This window comes from Streptomyces coacervatus, from assembly GCF_029223485.1.
GTDB lineage: Bacteria > Actinomycetota > Actinomycetes > Streptomycetales > Streptomycetaceae > Streptomyces > Streptomyces coacervatus.
The window spans coordinates 29,338-49,393 of the sequence record NZ_JARHTP010000027.1 but is presented as its reverse complement, the minus strand read 5'-3'; the positions used below and the strand labels follow the sequence as shown (position 1 = coordinate 49,393).

At 71.0% G+C, this 20,056-nt stretch carries 20 protein-coding genes and 1 pseudogene; 10 read left to right on the top strand and 11 right to left on the bottom strand.

Going from position 1 to position 20,056, the window contains the following annotated elements; genetic code table 11:
• Positions 1-25: 25 nt before the first annotated feature.
• Positions 26-1,858 (top strand): hypothetical protein, encoded by a 1,833-nt coding sequence (locus P2Q00_RS44885; RefSeq protein WP_275780658.1) that lies wholly within the window; start codon positions 26-28, stop codon positions 1,856-1,858.
• Here the strand turns inward: P2Q00_RS44885 and P2Q00_RS44880 are convergent.
• Complete coding sequence (locus P2Q00_RS44880; RefSeq protein WP_275780579.1) at positions 1,848-2,504, bottom strand: nucleoside/nucleotide kinase family protein; 657 nt, start codon at positions 2,502-2,504, stop codon at positions 1,848-1,850. The two genes, P2Q00_RS44885 and P2Q00_RS44880, sit on opposite strands and share 11 nt — an antisense overlap.
• A 103-nt stretch (positions 2,505-2,607) precedes the next feature.
• Between P2Q00_RS44880 and P2Q00_RS44875 the strand changes: the two genes are divergently transcribed.
• Both P2Q00_RS44875 and prcB read left to right on the top strand, forming a co-directional pair.
• Positions 2,608-3,003, top strand: coding sequence for a nuclear transport factor 2 family protein (locus P2Q00_RS44875; protein WP_275780578.1), 396 nt, complete (start codon positions 2,608-2,610; stop codon positions 3,001-3,003).
• 96 nt (positions 3,004-3,099) lie between these two features.
• Positions 3,100-3,954, top strand: coding sequence for a proteasome subunit beta (gene prcB / locus P2Q00_RS44870; protein WP_275780577.1), 855 nt, complete (start codon positions 3,100-3,102; stop codon positions 3,952-3,954).
• Positions 3,955-3,981: 27 nt separating this feature from the next.
• Here the strand turns inward: prcB and P2Q00_RS44865 are convergent, their stop codons facing one another.
• The 3 genes from P2Q00_RS44865 to sthA all read right to left on the bottom strand — a co-directional run bounded on the left by P2Q00_RS44865 (position 3,982) and on the right by sthA (position 8,101).
• Positions 3,982-4,941, bottom strand: coding sequence for a hypothetical protein (locus P2Q00_RS44865; protein ID WP_275780575.1), 960 nt, complete (start codon positions 4,939-4,941; stop codon positions 3,982-3,984).
• A gap of 11 nt (positions 4,942-4,952) precedes the next feature.
• Positions 4,953-6,425 (bottom strand): APC family permease, encoded by a 1,473-nt coding sequence (locus tag P2Q00_RS44860; protein WP_275780573.1) that lies wholly within the window; start codon positions 6,423-6,425, stop codon positions 4,953-4,955.
• 272 nt (positions 6,426-6,697) lie between these two features.
• A complete protein-coding gene (gene sthA, locus P2Q00_RS44855) occupies positions 6,698-8,101 on the bottom strand; it encodes a Si-specific NAD(P)(+) transhydrogenase (protein ID WP_275780572.1) in 1,404 nt (467 codons plus the stop codon).
• A gap of 244 nt (positions 8,102-8,345) precedes the next feature.
• Here sthA and P2Q00_RS44850 point away from each other — a divergent pair, with 244 nt between their 5' ends.
• Entirely contained in the window at positions 8,346-9,476 is a 1,131-nt protein-coding gene (locus tag P2Q00_RS44850; protein ID WP_275780571.1) for a sulfite oxidase, read from the top strand.
• A gap of 8 nt (positions 9,477-9,484) precedes the next feature.
• Here P2Q00_RS44850 and P2Q00_RS44845 read toward each other — a convergent pair whose 3' ends face one another.
• A complete protein-coding gene (locus P2Q00_RS44845) occupies positions 9,485-9,691 on the bottom strand; it encodes a hypothetical protein (protein ID WP_275780569.1) in 207 nt (68 codons plus the stop codon).
• A gap of 177 nt (positions 9,692-9,868) precedes the next feature.
• Between P2Q00_RS44845 and P2Q00_RS44840 the strand changes: the two genes are divergently transcribed.
• A complete protein-coding gene (locus P2Q00_RS44840; RefSeq protein ID WP_275780568.1) occupies positions 9,869-12,130 on the top strand; it encodes an MMPL family transporter in 2,262 nt (753 codons plus the stop codon).
• Here the strand turns inward: P2Q00_RS44840 and P2Q00_RS44835 are convergent.
• Entirely contained in the window at positions 12,102-13,214 is a 1,113-nt protein-coding gene (locus tag P2Q00_RS44835; RefSeq protein WP_275780567.1) for a PP2C family protein-serine/threonine phosphatase, read from the bottom strand. The two genes, P2Q00_RS44840 and P2Q00_RS44835, sit on opposite strands and share 29 nt — an antisense overlap.
• Positions 13,215-13,460: 246 nt before the next feature.
• Between P2Q00_RS44835 and P2Q00_RS44830 the strand changes: the two genes are divergently transcribed.
• Positions 13,461-14,357: a GNAT family N-acetyltransferase gene (locus tag P2Q00_RS44830; RefSeq protein WP_275780566.1), complete on the top strand. Its 897-nt coding sequence runs from the start codon at positions 13,461-13,463 to the stop codon at positions 14,355-14,357.
• Between the two features lie 37 nt (positions 14,358-14,394).
• Here the strand turns inward: P2Q00_RS44830 and P2Q00_RS44825 are convergent, their stop codons facing one another.
• Positions 14,395-15,288: a Gfo/Idh/MocA family protein gene (locus P2Q00_RS44825; RefSeq protein ID WP_275780565.1), complete on the bottom strand. Its 894-nt coding sequence runs from the start codon at positions 15,286-15,288 to the stop codon at positions 14,395-14,397.
• A gap of 261 nt (positions 15,289-15,549) precedes the next feature.
• Between P2Q00_RS44825 and P2Q00_RS44820 the strand changes: the two genes are divergently transcribed.
• Together P2Q00_RS44820 and P2Q00_RS44815 are read left to right on the top strand one after the other, a co-directional pair.
• The gene (locus tag P2Q00_RS44820) at positions 15,550-16,407 is read left to right on the top strand and encodes an aldo/keto reductase (protein ID WP_275780564.1); all 858 of its coding nucleotides are present in this window, start codon (positions 15,550-15,552) and stop codon (positions 16,405-16,407) included.
• Between the two features lie 137 nt (positions 16,408-16,544).
• Positions 16,545-16,957: pseudogene (locus P2Q00_RS44815) on the top strand (ATP-binding cassette domain-containing protein); the annotation flags it as partial.
• Positions 16,958-17,014: 57 nt separating this feature from the next.
• Here P2Q00_RS44815 and P2Q00_RS44810 read toward each other — a convergent pair.
• Positions 17,015-17,350 carry a hypothetical protein gene (locus P2Q00_RS44810; RefSeq protein WP_275780563.1) on the bottom strand — a complete coding sequence of 112 codons (336 nt, stop codon included), beginning with the start codon at positions 17,348-17,350 and terminating at the stop codon, positions 17,015-17,017.
• A 171-nt stretch (positions 17,351-17,521) separates the two neighbouring features.
• On the opposite strand from P2Q00_RS44810, the gene P2Q00_RS44805 reads away from it, so the two are divergent.
• The gene (locus P2Q00_RS44805; protein WP_275780562.1) at positions 17,522-17,761 is read left to right on the top strand and encodes a DUF5133 domain-containing protein; all 240 of its coding nucleotides are present in this window, start codon (positions 17,522-17,524) and stop codon (positions 17,759-17,761) included.
• Between the two features lie 238 nt (positions 17,762-17,999).
• Positions 18,000-18,215, top strand: coding sequence for a hypothetical protein (locus tag P2Q00_RS44800; RefSeq protein WP_275780657.1), 216 nt, complete (start codon positions 18,000-18,002; stop codon positions 18,213-18,215).
• Between the two features lie 10 nt (positions 18,216-18,225).
• Here the strand turns inward: P2Q00_RS44800 and tgmB are convergent, their stop codons facing one another.
• From tgmB to P2Q00_RS44785, 3 genes are all read right to left on the bottom strand, one after another.
• A complete protein-coding gene (gene tgmB, locus P2Q00_RS44795; RefSeq protein WP_275780561.1) occupies positions 18,226-19,218 on the bottom strand; it encodes an ATP-grasp ribosomal peptide maturase in 993 nt (330 codons plus the stop codon).
• Positions 19,219-19,235: 17 nt separating this feature from the next.
• Positions 19,236-19,427, bottom strand: coding sequence for a putative ATP-grasp-modified RiPP (tgmA, locus tag P2Q00_RS44790; protein ID WP_275780560.1), 192 nt, complete (start codon positions 19,425-19,427; stop codon positions 19,236-19,238).
• A gap of 132 nt (positions 19,428-19,559) precedes the next feature.
• On the bottom strand, positions 19,560-19,850 hold the full coding sequence (locus P2Q00_RS44785; RefSeq protein WP_275780559.1) for a YkvA family protein: 291 nt from the start codon (positions 19,848-19,850) through the stop codon (positions 19,560-19,562).
• Between the last annotated feature and the right edge of the window lie 206 nt (positions 19,851-20,056).

Below are 20,056 nucleotides of genomic sequence, written 5' to 3'. Positions count from 1 at the left end.
CCTCATGCATGAAGGGCTGATCCCCGTGCACCTGCCCCACCAGCGCGGCTCCCTGCACGACCTGCTCGACAGCCCCGAGGCGTACGACGCCGTCCTCGCCGACGTCGTCGAGCAGGCCCTGCGGCGGATCACGCCGGAGGGCAACCTCGAACACCCCGACTGCCTGGACGACATCGGCGACACTTCGCTCGGCATCACGTCCCTGCTGGTGCTCGCCCTGCAGCGCACCGAGGACCCGCGGCTGCCGGAGGCGGTGCACCGCAGCCTCGCCTTCCACCTGCGCGAGCGGGTCTACGTCGAGGACAACCCCGGCTACCCGAACCTGAGGATCCGCAACTCGGGCTTCCCGTACGCCCGTTACGTCCTGCAGGCGGGCGCCCACCCCATCGGCGACTGGCCGAGCACGGCGTGGGCGCTGCTCCAGGCGGTCAACATCCTCGACGCACCGGACGGCCTGATCGACCCCGACCAGCGAACCCGGCTGCTGGAGGTGGCGCAGGGCTACTGGCGCTGGCTGACCGAGGCGACCTTCTTCAACCCGCAGGAGGCCGGCAACCAGGCCATCGGGTGCGTGGTCGGCGGCCTGATGCTGGCGCGTCATCTCCCAGCACAGGAAGGGGAGTTGGTCCGCTCCCGGGCGGTCGAGGTGTACGCCGAGGAGATCCGCGCCCACCGGGTACGCGACCGGGGCGCCCTGCTGCCTCCCGAGCACGGCGGCGCCTACGACAACAACTACGGCCCGATCTCCCTCTCCTTTCTCGCCCAGGCCCACCGGGTCAGCGGCGCGGAGATCTTCGCCGAGGACGGCGACGCCCTCGCCCGCTACATCGACGCCCGTCTCACCGGCGGCGGCTTCGACAACGGCGGTCCCCGCTACAGCGAGCAGCACTCCGGCTTCGAGTCGGTCCTCGGCCTGCGCTACTTCAGCCGCCGTATCGGCTCCGACCTGGGCCGCTACCGGGGCGACACCCGCTGGGGGCGGCACGCGGCCAAACCCGACGGTGGGGTCGACGGCCACTTCGCCTGGATGCTGGTCTGGCAGATCCAGGACCCCACGCGCTGGCACCGCACACCCTCGACCGAGCCGGTGCGCCACCAACTCCGGGCGGGCACCGTCTCGGTGGCCTTCGACGACCGTATGACCCCTTCGGTCGTCGAGGCGGGCGGCACCTACTACCTTCCGGCGGCCGTGGCCCGCCAGCACGGCTTCGGCCCCGTACTGGACGGATTCGTGTTCTGCCGACCCATGGGCGAAGTTCGGGTACGGGACGTGCGCACCGACGGCCTTGCCGCGAAGGTGGTCACCAAGCCGGTCGTCGGCCGCGACCACGTCCTGCGGCACGTACGGTCCCTCTACGTCACCGACGGCACTAGCCTGTGGACGACGGTCGCCGTGGAACGCCTGCCCGGAGACCCGTATCTGCTCGCCGGCCTGCCGTACGCGGCGGACGACGGCAACCGGGTGCGGCGGACGGCCGAGGGCGCGGTGGCGTCGGCGGGCACGCTGCGTCTGACACACCCGCAGGCGCAGGGCGAGGAGCACTTCGACGCCCGCGCGGAACTCACCCAGGAGCAGGCGGCGTTCGCGCTCGCCGCCGACCCGCGCGGCTACGGCAACCCCGACGACGGCTGGCGCCACCTGGTGAGCTCCACCGCCCTGGAGGCGGGCCCGATCCCGGACGCGCCGGACGACCTGCATGTGTTCGCCGTACGGTACGGCTCCGAGGGGCCGCTCACGGTGTCGGTCGAACGGACCGAGGAGGGGCTGGCCGTCCGCACCGCCGCCTTCACCGCGGTGATCGGCGCCGACGACGAGCGGGGGGAGCCGGGGTTGACGCTGCGCGCGGTCAGTACTTGAGGGCGAGTTCGCCCACCGGGACCACCAGGTCGGCCCGCGCCCGGCTCGCGGCGACCACCTCCGCATTGTGCTGGTCGCTGCGCTCCACCCAGGCCACCGCCTCCTCGTGCCCCTTGCCGAACTCCTCGTGCCGGGCGATCAGCCGCCTCAGGCGCTCCTGCTCGTCCAGTTCGCAGAACCACACCTCGTCGAGCCGGCTGCGGACGCGGGGCCAGGCTCCCGTGTCCAGCAACAGGTAGTTGCCCTCGGTCACCACCAGCCGGGCCGTCGGCGGCACCGGGACGGCGCCCGCGATCGGCTGCTCCAGCACCCGCTCGAACCCCGGCGCGTACACCACGTCGGCTTCGTCCTCCTCGCGCAGGCGTGCCAGCAGCGCCGCGTACCCCGCCGCGTCGAAGGTGTCGGGCGCTCCCTTGCGGTCCCGGCGGCCCAGCCGGTCCAGCTCGACGTCGGCGAGGTGGAAGCCGTCCATGGGGACATGCGCGACCCACGGCTGTCCGGCCGCCCCGTTCAGCTCCCGCACCAGGCTCTCCGCGAGCGTGGACTTGCCCGCGCCCGGGCTGCCGGCGATGCCGAGGACCGCGCGCCGACCCCCTCGGGGAAGAGCGCGGGCACGGGTCAGTAGATCGTCGAAAGTCAGCGGCACACGGCAGAGTCTGTCACCCGGACGGCGGCGCGATGAACTGCGGCGGCGCGGGGAGTCGTCTCTCCAGGGGGACACGTCCGTGGTGAGGAAGGGAGCCGGTGCCGTGCCCGACGACGCAGCACAGATCCGCACACTGATCGAGAAGTGGGCCGAGGCCGTCCACCGCGGCGACCTGGACGGCGTCCTCGCCGACCATGCCGAGGACATCGTGATGTACGACGTCCCGCCGCCGGACGAGGGCATTCGCGGCCTTGCCGCCTACCGCGCGACCTGGCCGCCGTTCTTCGCATGGCAGGCCCAGGGCGCCTGCTTCGACATCGAGTCCCTCGACGTCACCGCCGGCACCGATGTCGCCTACGCGCACGCACTGCTGTACTGCGCGACGCCTCAGGAACTTGCTGAACACCCCACGCTCCGCCTGCGGTTGACGATCGGCCTGCGCAAGGAGCGCAACCGCTGGCTGGTCGCGCACGAACACCACTCGTTCCCCCACGACTGAGAGCCCGCGAACCAACCCCGTGCACGGTGCGGGTGTTTCCCGCGGTGCCGGTTCAGGTAGGAGTCCGATGTCGGGCCGACGAGGAGGGGGAGTGGCATGATCGCGAGTGACACGGGTGGCGGGCTGGGGGAGGAGTTCTTCACTCCGGGAGTGGCGTCCTTCGCCCAGTTCCTGGCGGCGCACCGCCCCGAACTGCTGCCCACCCGCCGCCCCTTCCCCGACGGCGTCCGGGCCCGGGACGGCCAGTTCCCGCACGGCACCACCGTGCTGGCCCTCGCCTACCGCGACGGTGTGCTGATCGCCGGCGACCGCCGCGCCACGATGGGCAACCTCATCGCGCAGCGCGACCTGGAGAAGGTGCATCCCGCGGACGACTACACCGCCGTGGCCTTCGCCGGTACCGTCGGGCTCGCCCTGGACATGGTCAAGCTGTACCAGGTCGAGCTGGCGCACTTCGAGAAGATCGAGGGCATCCCCATGACCCTCAACGCGAAGGCGAACCGCCTGGCCGGCATGATCCGGGAGAACCTCGGCCAGGCCATGCAGGGCCTCGCCGTCGTACCGCTTCTGACCGGCTACGACGAGTCCGCCCCGGACGGCGAGAAGGGCCGCATCTTCAGCTTCGACGTGGTCGGCGGCCTGTACGAGAAGACGGACTTCCACGCCGAGGGCTCCGGATCGCCGTACGCCCGCGGCGCGCTCAAGAAGCTGTTCCGCAAGGGCATGGACCGTCGGGAGGCCGCCCTGGCCGCCCTCCAGGCCCTGTACGACGCGGCCGACGACGACTCCGCCACCGGCGGCCCGGACATCAACCGCCGTATCTTCCCCATCGTGTCGGTGATCACCGAGGAGGGCTTCGAGCGGCTTTCCGAGCCGGAGGCCGAGGCGCTGAGCCGGGAGATGGTCGAGCAGCGCAGCACCCGCCCGGACGGACCGAACGCCGCCTCCTGACCGCCGTCGTCGGCCTGTTCCGATCGGTCACCCCCGCAGCTTCAGCTCCTTGCGCCACTTGACGAACTGCTGGTCCGGATCTCCCGTGTACGACCAGGGAGTTCGGGTGGCCCGGCGCCCCAGCATCCGCAGCAGGGCGGTGGCGACGTCCGGGACATGCGCGTTGCAGGCGGCGTGTGCCAGATAGTTGAGGTCGCGCAGTTCGCCGGGGGCGATGCCGCTGTCCGTGCGGCCCGTGATCCAGCGCTGCCAGGTGCGGCGTACGTCGCTGACGGCGCCGTCGTGGTTCCAGTGCTGCCCGAGGCCCACCGCCGACTGGCTGCCCTTGGCGGCATCGAGGGCGTAGCGGTACTCCTCCACCCGTGCGTACTGCACCAGAACCGGCAGTGCGCAGCCCGGGGGTGCCACTCCGGCCGCGTCGCGGGCGAAGTCGTACATGAGGCCGTGCGTGCCGTGCCAGCGTGCCGAGTAGTAGTGCAGGACCTGCAGATGGCCCTCCACGCTGTACGGGTCGCGCCGGTGCAACTCGTCCCACCAGCGCGACAGTTCCTGCCGGCGCACGCCCGAGGAGTACAGCCGGGCCACCGAGATCAGGGAGATCCACGGTGTCGGATCGTCCAGGTAGGCCTCCGCGGCCTGCAGACACGCCGTCACCGCGGTGTCGATGCGGTGCTGGTCGATCGGCACACCCCGGCCGGCGGCGATGGCCAGGTTGAACGCGCGGGCCGTCTCCGTCGCCGCCCGCAGCACCAGCGCGTCACCGCTGTGGGGTTCGGCCGCCAGCCACGACTCCACCGTGGAACTGCCCGCGCAGGCCTGTGCCAGCAGCCGGACCCGGTGGCCGCGGGCCAGCCAGTCCGGGCCGGTGACCCGCAGCAAGTCCCTGAGGCCCTGCCAGCGGCCGATGACGATGTCGTGGCGTGCGTCGGTCAGGGGCGCGTCTCCGCAGTCGGGGTCGTAGTCGGGAGCGAATCGGTCTCTCGCCATCGGGGTCTGCCTCAGAAGTCGGTGGAGAGACCTTCGTGGACACGGGAGTTCGCGGCCGTCAGGCCGTCGGGCACGTACTCCGCCTCGACGGTGCGGCTGGCGTCCAGGCGGGCGGGCCGGTAGTAGTCGCTGCCCTGCCTCCAGTACCAGAGCATCGGGACCAGCCCGACGGCCAGCCCGCCGATGCCGATGGCGATCGCTGCGGTGTCGAGCCCGCTCAGTGACTCGGCGAAGATCCAGAACATGAACAGGGCGCCGAACAGCGGCCACACCCCGCCGAGCAGGAAGTCGGTCGGCGACTTCAGCAGCATCCTGCGGTACGCCACGACCACCGCGAGGCCCGCGAGGCCGTAGTACACGGCGATCTGCAGGCCGATCGCCTGGATCGCGTCGGAGAGGATGTCGCCCACCGAGCCGAGCGCGTTGGAGGCGATGAACATCGCCAGCGCGACTCCGCCCACCACCGTGACGGCCACCCACGGGGTGTTCCAGGTGCGGTGCACCCGCCCGAGCGCGGAGGGCATCGTACGGTCGCGGCCCATGGCGAACAGGGAGCGGGTGACCTGGATGAGGGTGGTCTCCAGGGTGGCGATGGTCGACAGCATCACCGAGACGACGAGCAGTTTGCCGCCCCAGCCCGGCCAGATCGCGTCGCCGAGCGCACCCAGCACGTTCGCGTCGTTCGCCTCGATCTGCTTCGAGGACAGGATGACGTTCACCGCGATGGTGAACGCCTCGAAGAGCAGAAAGACGATGCCCACCCCGATCAGCCCGGCGAGTCCCGTCGTACGACGGCTGTTGCGGGTCTCCTCGCTCAGGTTGCTGGTGACGTCCCAGCCCCAGTAGTAGAAGGCCGCGACCAAGGCGCCCGAGGCGAAGCCGGACACCCCGTGGAAGTGGGAGAAGCCGAGCCAGGACCAGTCGAACGGGCGGGCGCCCCCGGTGTGGAGGACGGCAAGCACCGCGAACAGCGCCAGTATCGTGAGCTCGACGCCGGACATGACGAGCTGGGCGCGGACGGTGAGCCGGGCTCCGCCCAGGACCACGAGCAGCATGACGACGAACCAGGCCGCGCCGACCACCGTCGACAGCGCCGTGTTGTCGGCGAGGCCGTCGTCGAACAGGGCCAGCGTCATCGAACCGGCGGGCAGCGAACCGGCCACCATGAAGATGGTCGCCGAGATCACCAGCGCCCACCCGCTGATGAAGCCGAGAAACGGATGCAGCGTGCGCCCCACCCAGGAGTAACTGGCGCCCGCGTTCACATCGATACGGCCGAGATAGGTGAACGCCAGCGCGATGCCCAGCATCGGTATCGCGCAGTACAGCAGTGCGGCCGGGCTGGCCAGGCCCACCGCGCCGACCAGGACCGCGGTGGTCGAGGCGATCGAGTACGCCGGAGCGCTGCCCGCCACGGCCATCACCACGGTGTCGAACGTACCGAGGGCATTGGCCTGCAGCCCTCTGCCCCTGTTGTTGCTCATGGTTGCGCTGCTTTCCGTCTTGCACGACGCGAGGGCGAACCAGGCCCCGACGGCGTAGGGGGAGGTGGGGGGTGATGAACCCGCCCCGGACGGAAGAGGGTTGGCCTCAGGTCAAGGGCGGCGAAAAAGCGCGGCGGATACCGCCCGGCCGATGCGTCGCCGGACGGTCACGCCGTGTGTGCGAGTGATGATAGCCCCAGACTTTGAGCTTTCAAGTTGACCAGGGGGTAACCTCCCGGCTGCGGTCGGTGAGGCCCCCGGGGAACGGACGGTCAGTCGCCGATCCGGTCGATCTGCCGGAGCTTGTTCGTGGCGTCGAGAGCGGCGACCTTGTAGGACTCCGCCAGCGTCGGATAGTTGAAGACCGCGTCGACCAGATAGTCCACGGTTCCGCCGCAGCCCATCACCGACTGGCCGATGTGGATGAGTTCGGTGGCGCCGGTGCCGAAGCAGTGCACGCCGAGCAGGGTGCGGTCCTCGGGGGAGACCAGCAGCTTCAGCATGCCGTGCGAGTCGCCGATGATCTGCCCGCGGGCCAGTTCGCGGTAGCGGGAGATGCCGACCTCGAACGGCACGCATTCGTCGGTGAGTTGGTCCTCGGTACGGCCGACGAAGCTGATCTCCGGGATGGTGTAGATGCCGATGGGCTGCAGGTTGTCCATCTGGCCGACCGGTTCACCGCAGGCGTGGTAGGCGGCCGTCCGCCCCTGTTCCATCGACGTTGCGGCCAGCGCCGGGAAGCCGATCACATCGCCGACCGCGTAGATGTGCGGCACCTCGGTGCGGTAGTGCTCGTCGACGGTGATCCGGCCGCGCCGGTCCGCGGACAGTCCGGCCTTGTCCAGGTCGAGTTCGTCGGTCAGGCCCTGCCGGCCCGCCGAGTACATCACCGCGTCGGCCGGTATCTTCTTGCCGCTCTCCAGGATGGTGAGCGTGCCCCGCGGATGGCGCTCCACCGCGGCGACGGTCTCCCCGAACCGGAAGGTCACGGCGAGGTCCCGCAGGTGGTACTTGAGCGACTCGATGACCTCGACGTCGCACATGTCGAGCATTCCGGCCCGCTTCTCGACGACCGTCACCTTGCTGCCGAGCGCGGCGAACATGGAGGCGTACTCCATGCCGATGACCCCGGCGCCGACGATGACCATGGAGCGCGGGACGCGTTCCAGCTCCAGCACATTGTCGGAGTCCATGATCGTACGGCCGTCGAACTCGACGCTGTCGGGCCGCGCCGGCCGGGTACCGGTGGCGATGACGATGTGCTCGGCGCTGAGCAGCCGTTCGTGACCGGTGACCTCGCGCAGCGCGATGGTGTGGGGATCGACGAAACTGCCGGTGCCGGCGAACAGGGAGACGTGGTTGCGGGAGAGCTGGCTGCGGATGACGTCGACCTCCCGGCCGACCACGTGCTGGGTGCGCGCGGTCAGGTCGGAGACGGTGATGTCCTCCTTCAGCCGGTAGCTCTGCCCGTACAGATCGCGCTGGGTGAGACCGGTCAGGTACAGCACCGCCTCGCGCAGGGTCTTGGAGGGGATGGTGCCGGTATGGATGGAGACCCCGCCGACCATGTCGGGGCGGTCGACGACGGCGACCCGGCGGCCGAGCTTGGCCGCGGCGATGGCGGCCTTCTGGCCACCCGGGCCGGATCCGATGACAAGCATGTCGAAGTCGGGCACCTTCCGGAGTCTGTCAGCCCAGGGCCCCGCTTCGAAAGACTGAACGGGCAACGATCGCACCCGAACTCACAGGGAGGACCTGGCATTTGCCGCCTGGTCCGAAACGCCTCCGCCGACTGCCGCGCCCTGAAGGGGCGCGGGGAACTGCGCGACCAGCCACGACGGCGCCGCAGTCGGCCGACGGCATTTCGCGGCCCCGCGGCGGAGCCGCACAGCGGCACAGCCAGCGGAGCATAATGCGGCCATGGGCCATCGACTCGCCGACGCGAGCACACCCGCCCGGCTCGCCGCCCCCGACGAGGGCATCGGCCGGGACGAACTGGCGCTCGCCACCCGCAACCACGGCCTCCCACTCGAGGCACTGCGCTACGACGTCACCCCGCCGGGCCTGCACTACCTGCTGACGCACTACGACATCCCGTACGTTCCCGAGAACACTCCCTGGCCACTGACCGTCGGAGGCCGGGTCCGCCGTCCGCTGCAACTGGAGGTGGCCGAACTGCGGGCCTACCCCCAGGTCACCACGCGCGTGACCCTGGAGTGCGCGGGCAACGGCCGGGCCCTGCTGACCCCCCGCCCGGTCAGCCAGCCCTGGCTCGTCGAGGCGGTCGGCACCGCCGAGTGGACGGGCGTACCGCTGCGGCTGCTGCTCGCCGAGGCCGGAGTGGAGTCCGACGCCGTCGACGTGGTGTTCACCGGCGCCGACCACGGCGTGGAACGCGGCGTCGAACAGGACTACCGGCGGTCCCTGCCGGTGGACGTCGCGACGGGCACCGAGCCCGAGGTACTCGTGGCGTACGCGATGAACGGCGCCCCGCTGCCGCCCCAGCACGGCCGCCCGCTGCGCCTGGTCGTGCCCGGCTGGTACGGGATGGCCCATGTGAAATGGCTGCGCGACATCACGGTCGTCGACGCACCGTTCACGGGCTTCCAGCAGAGCGTGGCCTACCGGCTGCGGCAGGACTCCGCAGACGAGGGCGAACCGGTCACCCGGATCGAACCCCGCGCCCTGCTGATCCCGCCCGGATTCCCGGACTTCATGTCCCGCTCCCGCGTGGTACGGCCGGGCCCGGTGACGCTGGAGGGCCGCGCCTGGTCGGGGCGGGCACCGCTCGCGCGGGCCGAGGTGAGCACGGACGCCGGGCGCACCTGGCACCAGGCCCGACTGGACCCCGACGACGGGCGGCGGTGGGCGTGGCGCCGCTGGCACTTCGACTGGACGGCGACCCCCGGCGAGCACGTGCTGAGCGCGCGGGCCACCGACGCCGAAGGACACACCCAGCCGCTGGACCAGCACTGGAACCGCGGCGGCTTCACCAACAACCTCGTCCAGCGGGTGCCGGTGCTGTGCCTGGAGCCCGGTGACGCGGACTGAACCGGCGCCTACGGCAGCAGTTTCTCCAGGGCGGCGGGGCCCTCCGTCTCCAGCTTGCGCCTGGCCCACTCGAGAGTGTGCGGGGTGATGTCCCTGCCGGTGGCAAGGACGAGGTCCTCCGGCGACACATCGGTGCCGGTACGGGTGTGGAGCAGGTCGTCCGGGGTGACACGGTCCTCGGACGGCCCGGACACGTCGGGCTGTGACGTCGGCATGATCTCTGCTCCTAGGGTCCGGATCGCTACTGCTAACACCATTCATCGCCGAAGCGCGGCGTGCATCCGGAAGGGAACGCAAGCGCCCCGAGATGCCGGAGTGACAGGACGGGCGTCTAATGAGAGACGTCCCATGAGAGACAGCGACCGTCTCGACCGGCAGGGAAGACCGAGGCAATGTCACCGACCCGCAAGGACGCGGGGGGCACGGGGGTTGTCGCCGGAGGGGTGCTTCGGCGGCTGGGGGAGTGGTGCGCCAGGCACTTCGTGATCGTCATGGTGGCCTGGCTGGTGGCGCTCGTGGCGCTGCAGACCCTGAACCGCAACTTCGGCGGGGAGTACTCCGACAACTTCTCGCTGCCCGGAGTGCAGTCCCAGCAGGGCCTGGACGTCCTGAAAAAGCATGATCCCGCGGCGGGCGGCTACAGCAGCCAGATCGTCCTGCACGACGGACAGAAGTCCCTGACCGCGCTGAGCTCGCAGATGTCCACCACGGTCGGCGACCTGCAGAAACTGCCGCACGTCCTGTCGGCCCAGAACCCGCTGTCCGTCCCGCCCTCGAAGGTGGGCCCCCTCGCCTCCGACGGGAAGACCGGGTACATCACCGTCCGCTTCAACGTGCAGCCCTCAACTCTCGGCGACAACTACCTGAACGGCGTGGACAAGGCCGTCCAGCCGCTGCGCTCGGCAGGCGCGCAGGTCGAGTACGGCGGACCGCTCGGCGAACTGGCCCGGCCCGCCGCCGACGACCGGGTGAGCGAACTCATCGGCTTCGCCGTCGCGATCGTCGTTCTGCTGATCGGCTTCGGCAGCGTCATCGCCGCCGGCGTCCCCCTGCTGACCGCGCTGATCAGCGTGATCGGCGGGCTCGCCTGCCTGGGGCTGCTCGCCGCGGCGTTCACCTTCGCGACCGTCTCGCCGACCCTGGCCACGATGATCGGGCTAGGTGTGGGCATCGACTACGCCCTGTTCCAGATCACCCGGCACCGGCAGAACCTCATGGACGGCGCCGACCCGGTGCGCTCGGCCGGCCACGCCACCGCCACCAGCGGACGGGCCGTCCTGGTCTCCGGCTGCACCGTGATCATCGCTCTCGCCGGGCTGTCCGTATCCGGCGTGTCCTTCATCGCGAAACTCGGCGTCGCCGCCGCCGTGACGGTCGTCTCCGCGGTCATCGGCGCGCTGACGCTGGTCCCGGCCCTGCTCGGACTCGTCGGCAAACGCATCGACCGCTACCACGTACGGCGCCCCGTCGCCGAGACCGACGCCGCCCCCGGCACCACCCCCACGGGCACCTGGCACCGCTACGCACAGCGGGTCGAGCGGCGGCCCTGGCAGTTCCTGACCGCGGGCGTCGTGACCGTCGTGGTCCTCGCCATCCCGGTGCTCTCCCTCCAGCTCGGCCACATCGGCGACGGCGCCGACCCCACCTCCTTCACCGACCGGCGGGCGTTCGACCTGATGACAACTGCGTTCGGTCCCGGCTCCAACGGCCCGCTGACCGTCGTCATCGACCAGACCTCCGTACCGTCCGCACAGCGCTCCTCCCTCTCCACGCAGGCGCAGAAGACCCTCAACGCAGTCGCCGGCGCCGCCACGGTCACCCCGCTGACGACCACCCAGGACGGGGACGTCCTGATCAGCACGGTCTACTCGCAGCAGTCCCCGCAGAGCGCCACCACCACCGACCTGAGCAACCGCCTGGTCCACCACACCCTTCCCGCCGCGGTCTCCGGTACATCCGCCAAGGGTTACGTCACCGGCACCACGGCCGCCCAGGTCGACTTCCGGGACATCGTCGCCAGCCGGCTGCCCCTGATCATCGGCGTCGTGGTCGGTCTGGCATTCCTGATCATCCTCGCGGTCTTCCGCGGTCTGCTCGTCGCGGTGAAGGCGGCCGTCCTCAACGTGCTGTCGATCGGCGCCTCGTACGGCGTCGTGGTGGCCGTCTTCCAGTGGGGCTGGGGCGGGCCCGCGCTGGGCGTCAACGGCAAGGTGCCCATCGAGAGCTATGTGCCGATGATGATGTTCGCGATCATCTTCGGCCTGAGCATGGACTACGAGATCTTCCTGCTCTCCCGCGTCCACGAGGCCTGGCTGCGCACCGGAGACGCCAAGGCCTCGGTCGCCCACGCCCTGGAGATCACCGCCCGGGTCATCACCTGCGCGGCACTGATCATGATGAGCGTCTTCGCGGCCTTCATCGTCAGCGACAACATCGTGGTCAAGATGCTCGGCCTCGGCCTCGCCGTGAGTGTGCTGATCGACGCGAGCGTCGTACGGCTGCTGATGGTGCCGGCCGTGATGACGCTGCTGGGGCCGCGCGCCTGGTGGACGCCGCGCTGGCTCGACCGGATCCTGCCGCACATCGATGCCGAGGGCGACCAGGAACAGAGCGCCGGGAAGGACGTCAGCGAGCGTCCGGTGACCCGGGCGTGAGGACCAGCATCGTCACGTCGTCGACGACGGCAGGGCAGTACCGTACGAGATCCGCCCAGACCCGGCCGGCGAGCACGGCCGGGTCGTCGTCGGCCAGCGCGGCCAGCCGGTCGGTCAGCGGATAGAACGCGCCGGAGGAGTCACGGGCCTCGCTCACGCCGTCCGAGGCCAGGAACAGGCTGTGGCCGGGCTCCAGGCGTAGCGTGAGCCCGGCGTGCGGGCCGCCGTCGGACAGGCCGAGACCGAGCGGCGTCCAGGCGGCGAGTTCGATCTCGGTGGCCTGCCGGCCGCGCAGCAGCACGGGCGCCGGATGCCCACAGGACACCATCCGCACCGACCGGGCGTCCGGTGAGAACTCCAGCAGTACGGCGGTCGCGAACAGCTCGGCGTACCGGGACGACGCCGAGTCCGTCTCCAGCCTGCGGTCGAGCCGGGCCGCGACCGACTCCAGGTCCGGCTGGTCCAGCACCGCCTCCCGGAAGGCCCCCAGCAGGGAGGCGACCGTGGCGACCGCCGACAGCCCGTGGCCCTGGACGTCGCCCATCACCGCCCGCACACCGTGCGGCCCCTCGCGCACGTCGAAGAAGTCGCCGCCCACCAGCGTTCCGCGCTGCGCGGCCCGGTACAGGCCGACGCAGCGGACCGCCCCGACCCGCTCGGGCAGCTCGGGAACGACGGCGCGCTGCGCGGCCTCGGCGACCGTGCGCTCCAGATCCAGCTGGGCGTCGCGGCGGCTGCGCACATAGGACACGAACACGCTCAGCACGGACACGAAGGAAATGGTCAACAGGTCCGTGTTGCCTGGGTGGTTGAGCTGGAAGGCCGGGATGTTGAGCACGGCGACGACGACACCGCCGAGAACCGCGGTCGCCAGCGGCCCGTACGAGAGGACGGCCAGCGGTGGGATGGCGCCCAGCAGGAAACCGATGTCGAGGGGCTCGTCGCTGGCCAGGGTGGCCACACACACGCCCGCGATCAGGACGAGCGGCAGCACCCGCACCAGACGCGGCGGCGGCGCGCCCCGCAGCCAGCCCCGCCGTTCGTGGTCCCGCCGCCGCGGTGACAGGAGGTGCACCTTTCCCACAGCACCACGCTCCTACGACGGGCCGCCGCCCGCACGCCGGGCCGGAAACCGCCTCCCGGTTCGGGAAAAGCCGTGGACGCGCCCATGACGGGCCCCCTACCGTGTGACCTCACGCCCCAAGACAGACGGAAGGAGGCGAGTGCCGTGCAGTCCACACATGTCCCGCGCTCCCTCGTCGCTGTCCCGGCGTGCTTGGTCTGACCTGATCCGGGAGCGCTGCTCGCAGTACACATCCCGGAGGAATCCATGACCGATCCGGTCATTCGCGCGCTCGACGAGAGCGACGCCGACATCTTCGACACGCTGCCCGACCCGCTGGGTGCCCGTGCGGTGCACCGGCGGACCCGTCACCGTCCCGACTGGAAGCGGGTCGCCGTGCGCGACGGCGCCGTCGTCGCGCGCGGTGCCTGGTGGGGCGGCCCCGACGACGCCGAACCCCTCAACGTCAACTGGTTCGACGTGGCCGAAGGGGAGGAGGAAGCGGGGGCCGAACTCCTGCGCTCCGCCCCCTGGCAGGTCGCACTCGAACTGAACCTGCCGGCCGGCTGGCGTGCCGACCCGCGCCTGCACGCGGCCGCCGAGGCGCGCTTCAGCGCCGCACGGGCGGCCGGGTACGAACTCCTGGTACAGCGCTTCCTGTACCGCTGGACACCGGAGTGCGGGCTGCCCGACCGGCCCGAGCGGCTCGACTTCCGGGCCGAGCCGGACGACGCGGTGTTCTTCGACGCACTGCGCCGCATCCACTCCGTCACCCTCGACGCGCATGCGCTCAGGGCCATCGAAGAGGGCGGCCTCGACCGGGCCGCCCAGGAGGAGCTCGACTTCTTCCGCTGGTGCCCGTCACCGCGGGAGTGGTGGCAGATCGCGTACACCCGGCAGGGCGAGCCGGTGGGCATCCACATCCCGGCGCACAACCCCTCGGGTCCGTGCATCGGTTTCATCGGCGTGCTGCCCGAACAGCGCGGACGCGGCTACGCCTACGACCTGTTGGCACAGTGCACACACTTCCTGGTCGAGCAGGGCGCGAAGTTCGTCGCCGCGGCAACGGACCAGGGCAACTTCCCGATGGCGGCGAACTTCGCGAAGGCCGGCTATCCCGTCGTGCGGGAGCGCATCGACTTCGATCCCGGGAGGCGTGAGTAGTCGAGCCTGATGGTCGAGGCCCTCGACCGGAGTTGGGTCAGCCGGCGGCGCCGTCCAACAGGGTCTGGGCCTCGACGAGGATCTCGGTGACCCGCAGCCCGAAGGCGGCGTCGCAGGGGTGCGGTCGCCCGGTGCGGGCGGCGGAGAGCAGCGCGTCGGCGGCGCGGACGAGCGCGGCGACAGCTCCCTCGGCGCTCTCCGGCAGCACCGACACCCCTGCCTCGCCGCGGAGTTCGACAGCCGCGCCCGCCGCCGCGGACGGGGCCGACAGGCTGAGCGTCAGGGTGCTCGACGCGCCGTCGAGGTGGTCGAGGACCAGCTGGACGGTGTCCCCGGGACCGGGCGCCGCGGCCGCCACCCGCCGGGCGTCACCGAGGACCGGCAGCAGCACGGACAGGGCATGAGGGCCCACGTCCCACAGCGCGCCCTTCTCCCGCCGCCACGGCGAGTGCGCGAACGGGCTGTCGCCGGCACCGCCGAACAGTGCCCCGAGCCACTGGGCGTGCGCCGTGAACCAGCCCCCCACGCCCGCCTGTTCGGCGATCCAGGCCTCGGTCTCGGGCAGGAAGCGGGAGGTGAAGAAGACGACCGAGGCGACGCCGGCCTCCGAGGCCGCATCGACCACGGCCCGCCCCTGCCCGACCGTCGTGGCGAGAGGCTTGTCCAGCAGCAGATGGCACCCCGCCCGCGCCGCCCGCACCGCGAGCTCCGCCTGCACGGCCGGCGGCAGGGCGACCGCGACCGCGTCCACATCGGCGAACAGCGCGTCGACCTCGTCGTAGGCACGCGTGCCGTACCGGTCGGCGAGCTCCTTCGCGGCCTCCGTACGGCGGCCCCACACCCCGACGAACTCCAGCTCGGCGTGCTCGTGCAGGGCCGGGGCGTGCGCCATCCCCGCCCAGGGGCCGGTACCGAGAAGTCCGATGCGCATACTGCCGCCTCTCCACTGTGCCGCCCGTTGCGACGACTGGTCGCCAGCGAGCGTCGCACACCGACCGGGCGACCGCGCAAGCCCGTTCGGCCCACCCGGGGATTCAGTTGCGCGGCTGCTGAATGTGTTCTCTTTCCTCTATTGGACCTGCGGCCCGTGGGCGGGTCAGGCTGGAAATGCGTTCTGGCACAGCCGCACTCCAGGTGCGGAGGGCCGAACGTCATTCGGTACCGCGCGACAACCGGAAGAGGTCACGAGCCCATGCACACCCGCCGCATCGGTGACGTCGAAGTCAGCGCGATCGGCCTGGGCGGGATGCCCATGTCGATCGAGGGACGGCCGGACGAGGCGCGCTCCCTCGCCACGATCCACGCCGCCCTCGACGCCGGCGTGACCCTGATCGACACCGCGGACGCCTACCACCGGGACGCCCACGAAGTCGGCCACAACGAGACCCTGATCGCCAAGGCCCTCGCCTCCCACGACCGCGGTGGGGACGTCCTGGTCGCCACCAAGGGCGGCCATCTGCGCCCCGGCGACGGCAGCTGGACCCTCGACGGCAGCCCCCGCCACCTCAAGGAGGCCTGCGAGGAATCCCTGCGCCGGCTCGGCGTGGAGGCCATCGGGCTCTACCAGTTCCACCGCCCCGACCCGAGGGTGCCGTACGCCGAGTCCGTCGGTGCGATCCGGGACCTGCTGGACGAGGGAAAGATCCGTCTGGCGGGCATCTCCAACGCCGACCCGCAGCAGATCAGACAGGCCCAGGAGATCCTCGGCGGTCGCCTGGCCTCCGTGCAGAACCAGTTCTCCCCGGCCTTCCGCTCCAGCGAGCCGGAACTGGAGCTCTGCGACGAACTCGGCATCGCGTTCCTGCCCTGGAGCCCGCTCGGCGGCATCTCCCGGGCCGGTGAACTGGGCTCCAGGTTCGCGCCGTTCGCCCGGATCGCCGAGGCCCGCGGGGTGAGCCCGCAGCGCGTGTGCCTGGCCTGGATGCTCGCCAAGTCGCCGGTTGTCGTCCCCATCCCCGGCGCCAGCCGCCCGGAGACGATCCTCGACTCCCTCGCCGCGACCGACCTCGACCTCACCGCCGAGGAGCGCGCACAGCTCGACGCCGTCTGATGGCCTCGTCGTCCTGAAGACCCCTCGACCACCGCTACCGCAACGAACACCCGATCCGCACCCTCGGGTACCTGTTCCGCGCCGACCGCCGCCACCTGATCGCGGCGGTCGGCGTGTTCACCGTCAAGCACAGCCCCGGCATTGACGAGGCCGACGAGGAGACGGTGCGCGTGGCGCTGCGCGACGCCAACGCACTGGAGTTCACCGAGGGGCTGCGGCAGGCCCTGGACACCCTGGTCGGCGAGCGCGGCGCCCGGCTGTCCGGCGGGCAGCGCCTGGGGGTACCCCCAGGTCCTCAAGGCACTGGGGGAGCTTGGCCATCGCCCGCGCCCTGATCCGGGACCCCGAGGTGCTGATCCTGGACGAGGCGACCTCGGCCCTGGACACCCGCTCGGAGGCCCTCGTCCAGCAGGCGCCGGCCCGGCTGCTGCGCGGCCGGACCACGTTCGTGGTGGCACACCGGCTGTCCACCGTGCGGGGCGCCGACCAGATCGTGGTACTGGGCGACGGCCGCATGCTGGAAACCGGGACGCACGAGGAACTCCTGCGCAGCTGCACGGCGGACAGGTCGCCTGAGAGCCTCTGCGTCCGGCCCCCGGCCGCCTCCTCAGGCGGCGCTGCTCCGTCGCATCCCGTGCGGGCAGGTCGAGTCGTGGTGGATGCCGAGGCTCGTCCACCAGCGTTCGCAGCACGCGGCGTCCAGCTCCCCGCGGACGATCTCGTCGGCGGCCGTACGCGCGGGATGGCGCACTGCGGCGGCGGACCTGCGCAGATCGCGGATCAGCGTCTCGCGGACGACGGCGATGACCGGGACCAGGCTCGCCGCTGCGAACAGACAGGCGGCCCACCGGGGGCCGTGGAGGAACTCGAGGACCGTGGTCCAGGCGAGTTCGCCGCTGGTGGTGAGGTAGAGGGTGCAGAGCAGGCGGCCGGAGCGGTTCATGGGCTTCACCGTTCGTGCTTGGGAGGTTACCCTCTGTTCAACGCCTCGCGGCGCGCTGGGAATCGGGTCGGACGGCGCTAATGCGTCAATTTGCGACCCGGGGCGCGGAAGATGTGAATGGTCCGGGCCTGCCCGGGAAGGCGGGGCGAAAACCAAAGAGAGGGGCGCTTCGTGCTCGTTCCTGACCCGAAGGTCGTCAGAACGTTGCTCACCAGATACGCGTCGCTGCGCATCGCGCAGGCGGAGCGTGAGAAGCCGCAGGCGGCACGGGAGTTGGCGGACGTCAGCCGCGCACTGTGCGCCACCATGGGAGCCACGAGCGTCGAGGACGCGATCGCGAAGGCGGACGCCCTGCTGATCGCCTCGCGGCGGACCCCGGGCGGAGACGGCGGACTGTCGCTGGCCGTCTGACGCGGCGACGGCTTCGGCAGCGGGGAGGCGCGGCGGTGGCACCGCGCAACTCGCCGTGTTCACCGCCCTGTTCAGCCTGCTGCGGGCGACCGTCGAGATCCCCGTGAACGTATGTCGGCCAGCCACACCGTCGTGCCGACGTCAAGTGCTCTTGGAGAATTCACATCCCGGTATGCCGGGGCGCATACACTCGACAGCTGTGCCCATGCGCATGGGCCACCACACGAAAGGCGCGTTGGTGTTCCAGGATTCCCCGATCTACGACCGACTCGTCGCCGAGCGCGGCGACGTCCCCACTCAGGCTCGCCGGGAGGCCGAGCGCGTGAGCCGGGAACTGGAGTACGCCATGCGGCCGCTGCAGTCCTTCGGCGGCGTAGCCTCCCCCGAGCGCCAGGCCTCCCCGGGTGCCGGATGGCAGCGGTCCGCGCTGCTGCCCGGCTCGCTGCCCCACTGACCGCCCACCCTCAACACACCGTGGTGTTCGAGCCGTTGACGCGTGTCTGCGGCTCCGGCCCGGGATGGGCGAGCCACTCCGCGATGGTCCGGGCGATCGGCAGACCCGTCTCCACCTCGACGAAGCCGAACTGCCCCGACTGATTGCACTCCAGGAACCACCAGGTCCCGTCGGCGTCCTCGGCGAAGTCGAAGGCGCCGTAGGCCAGTTCGGCCTCGCGCAGATATGAGCGGACGGCTTCGGCGATGCGCGGCGGGACATCGGTCGCCCGCCACGGTATGTCGGACGAGGCGAAGCGCACGTCCACCGAGCCCGGGTCGTCGGGATCCACATCGGCGGCGGTCGCCTTGCGGGCCGCCAGCAGCCGCTCGCCCACCACGGTCAGCCGGATGTCGGCCCGCTTGCCCACCCGCCGCTGCAGCAGCGTGGGCCCGAACGCCACGGCGGAGAAATCCGTGTCCGGCGCGACCCGGCTGGTCGGCACCGCCCGCGGCGGATCCTGCGGGTGCGCCCCGGAGACCGGCTTGACCACCAGATCCGGATAACGGTCGGCGAACTCCCGGGCCGCCTGCGGAAATGTCGTGATCAGCGTGGCCGGGACGGGCAGTCCGCAGCGCTGGGCGAGCCGGAGCTGCCACGGCTTGTGGCGGGCCCGGCGGGCCGCGTCGGGATGGTTCATCCAGCGCGCGTCCGAGCCGCGCAGCATGCCGTAGAGCGCCTGGGAGGACTCCTCGGTCAGCCACGCGGAGGGCGTGGTCGCCCGTGTGCCCGCACCTCCCGGCCTGCGCACCCACACGGACCGCAGCCCGGCGATGCTCACCAGGCGGCCCGCGGACTGGAGATGGCCGCGGAAGCGGCCGTGCACGTACTCACCGGACAGCGCGACACCGCCGGGCAGGTCGGCGGGGTCCAGGCGGACCACCGGAACCGCGGACGCGTTGAGGTGCACGACCACCATGTCGGCGGTCACGTCCTCTTCACAGGTCAGGATCAGCACGGTCATGGTCGGCGGTTCCGCGTTCAGTCGTCGAAGTGTGTCTTGGAGCCCGCGGTGGACGTCGTGGTCCCCGACTCTCTGAGCAGCGCGAGGTCGCCGGCGGCGACCCGGCCGTCCATGAGCACGTTCAACTGCAGCCCGGAGTCGTAGACATACGGAGTCGTGGCCTCCAACTCCACCGCCGGACGTGCGTAGTTGAGCGCGAACGGTTGCATCGTGTCTCCCTCGTCAGTGCAGCACCGACCCGACGGTCCGCGCCTTGCGGCGCCGCCCGGTCCGCCGACTGCATTGCCCTTCCAGTCACTTATACGAATCGAACGAGTGATTGGTTTCCTTACTCTCCGTGATCACAGGGAAGATTCGTGACGATTCGGCCCGTCGAAAGAGCCGCGCAGGCTGCGCAGAGCGAGGAGAAGGACGCCGATGTCGTCCAGGTAGATCGGGTCGGGAAGCAGGTCGGTCGGCAGCAGGAAGTACACGACGGCACCCCAGAAAACCCAGCGCGGCCCGGTCGGCAGCCCGGCACGCCTGAGGTCGCGCCGCGCCCGCACCAGTCGCACCAGCAGGGCGACGGCCACCGTGAGGGCGAGCGCCGCGAGGGCAACGGCGACCACGATCACCGTTGTGGTCCATTTCACGGTCCTCCTCCATTCGGCGTGCCGAACGGCGCGCCCCTTTTTCTCGGATTCCCGCATCCGGCGTTCGTACGTGTCCCCGTCGCCCCGTCATGAGCGCGGCGCGGGCTCATACCTGTGGCCCACTCGACTGGCACGGGCCGCAAGCAGCACCTAGTAATGGCAACTGCACCGCAATGTCGTGAAACGCGTCGGGAGACGCGGGAGCT

Bases quoted from the DNA above. Each gene is read 5' to 3' on its own strand.
- prcB (WP_275780577.1), top strand. From the start codon at position 3,100: ATGATCGCGAGTGACACGGGTGGCGGGCTGGGGGAGGAGTTCTTCACT.
- P2Q00_RS44865 (WP_275780575.1), bottom strand. From the start codon at position 4,941: ATGGCGAGAGACCGATTCGCTCCCGACTACGACCCCGACTGCGGAGAC.
- P2Q00_RS44860 (WP_275780573.1), bottom strand. From the start codon at position 6,425: ATGAGCAACAACAGGGGCAGAGGGCTGCAGGCCAATGCCCTCGGTACG.
- P2Q00_RS44850 (WP_275780571.1), top strand. From the start codon at position 8,346: ATGGGCCATCGACTCGCCGACGCGAGCACACCCGCCCGGCTCGCCGCC.
- P2Q00_RS44845 (WP_275780569.1), bottom strand. From the start codon at position 9,691: ATGCCGACGTCACAGCCCGACGTGTCCGGGCCGTCCGAGGACCGTGTC.
- P2Q00_RS44840 (WP_275780568.1), top strand. From the start codon at position 9,869: ATGTCACCGACCCGCAAGGACGCGGGGGGCACGGGGGTTGTCGCCGGA.
- P2Q00_RS44830 (WP_275780566.1), top strand. From the start codon at position 13,461: ATGACCGATCCGGTCATTCGCGCGCTCGACGAGAGCGACGCCGACATC.
- P2Q00_RS44825 (WP_275780565.1), bottom strand. From the start codon at position 15,288: ATGCGCATCGGACTTCTCGGTACCGGCCCCTGGGCGGGGATGGCGCAC.
- P2Q00_RS44820 (WP_275780564.1), top strand. From the start codon at position 15,550: ATGCACACCCGCCGCATCGGTGACGTCGAAGTCAGCGCGATCGGCCTG.
- P2Q00_RS44810 (WP_275780563.1), bottom strand. From the start codon at position 17,350: ATGAACCGCTCCGGCCGCCTGCTCTGCACCCTCTACCTCACCACCAGC.
- tgmB (WP_275780561.1), bottom strand. From the start codon at position 19,218: ATGACCGTGCTGATCCTGACCTGTGAAGAGGACGTGACCGCCGACATG.
- tgmA (WP_275780560.1), bottom strand. From the start codon at position 19,427: ATGCAACCGTTCGCGCTCAACTACGCACGTCCGGCGGTGGAGTTGGAG.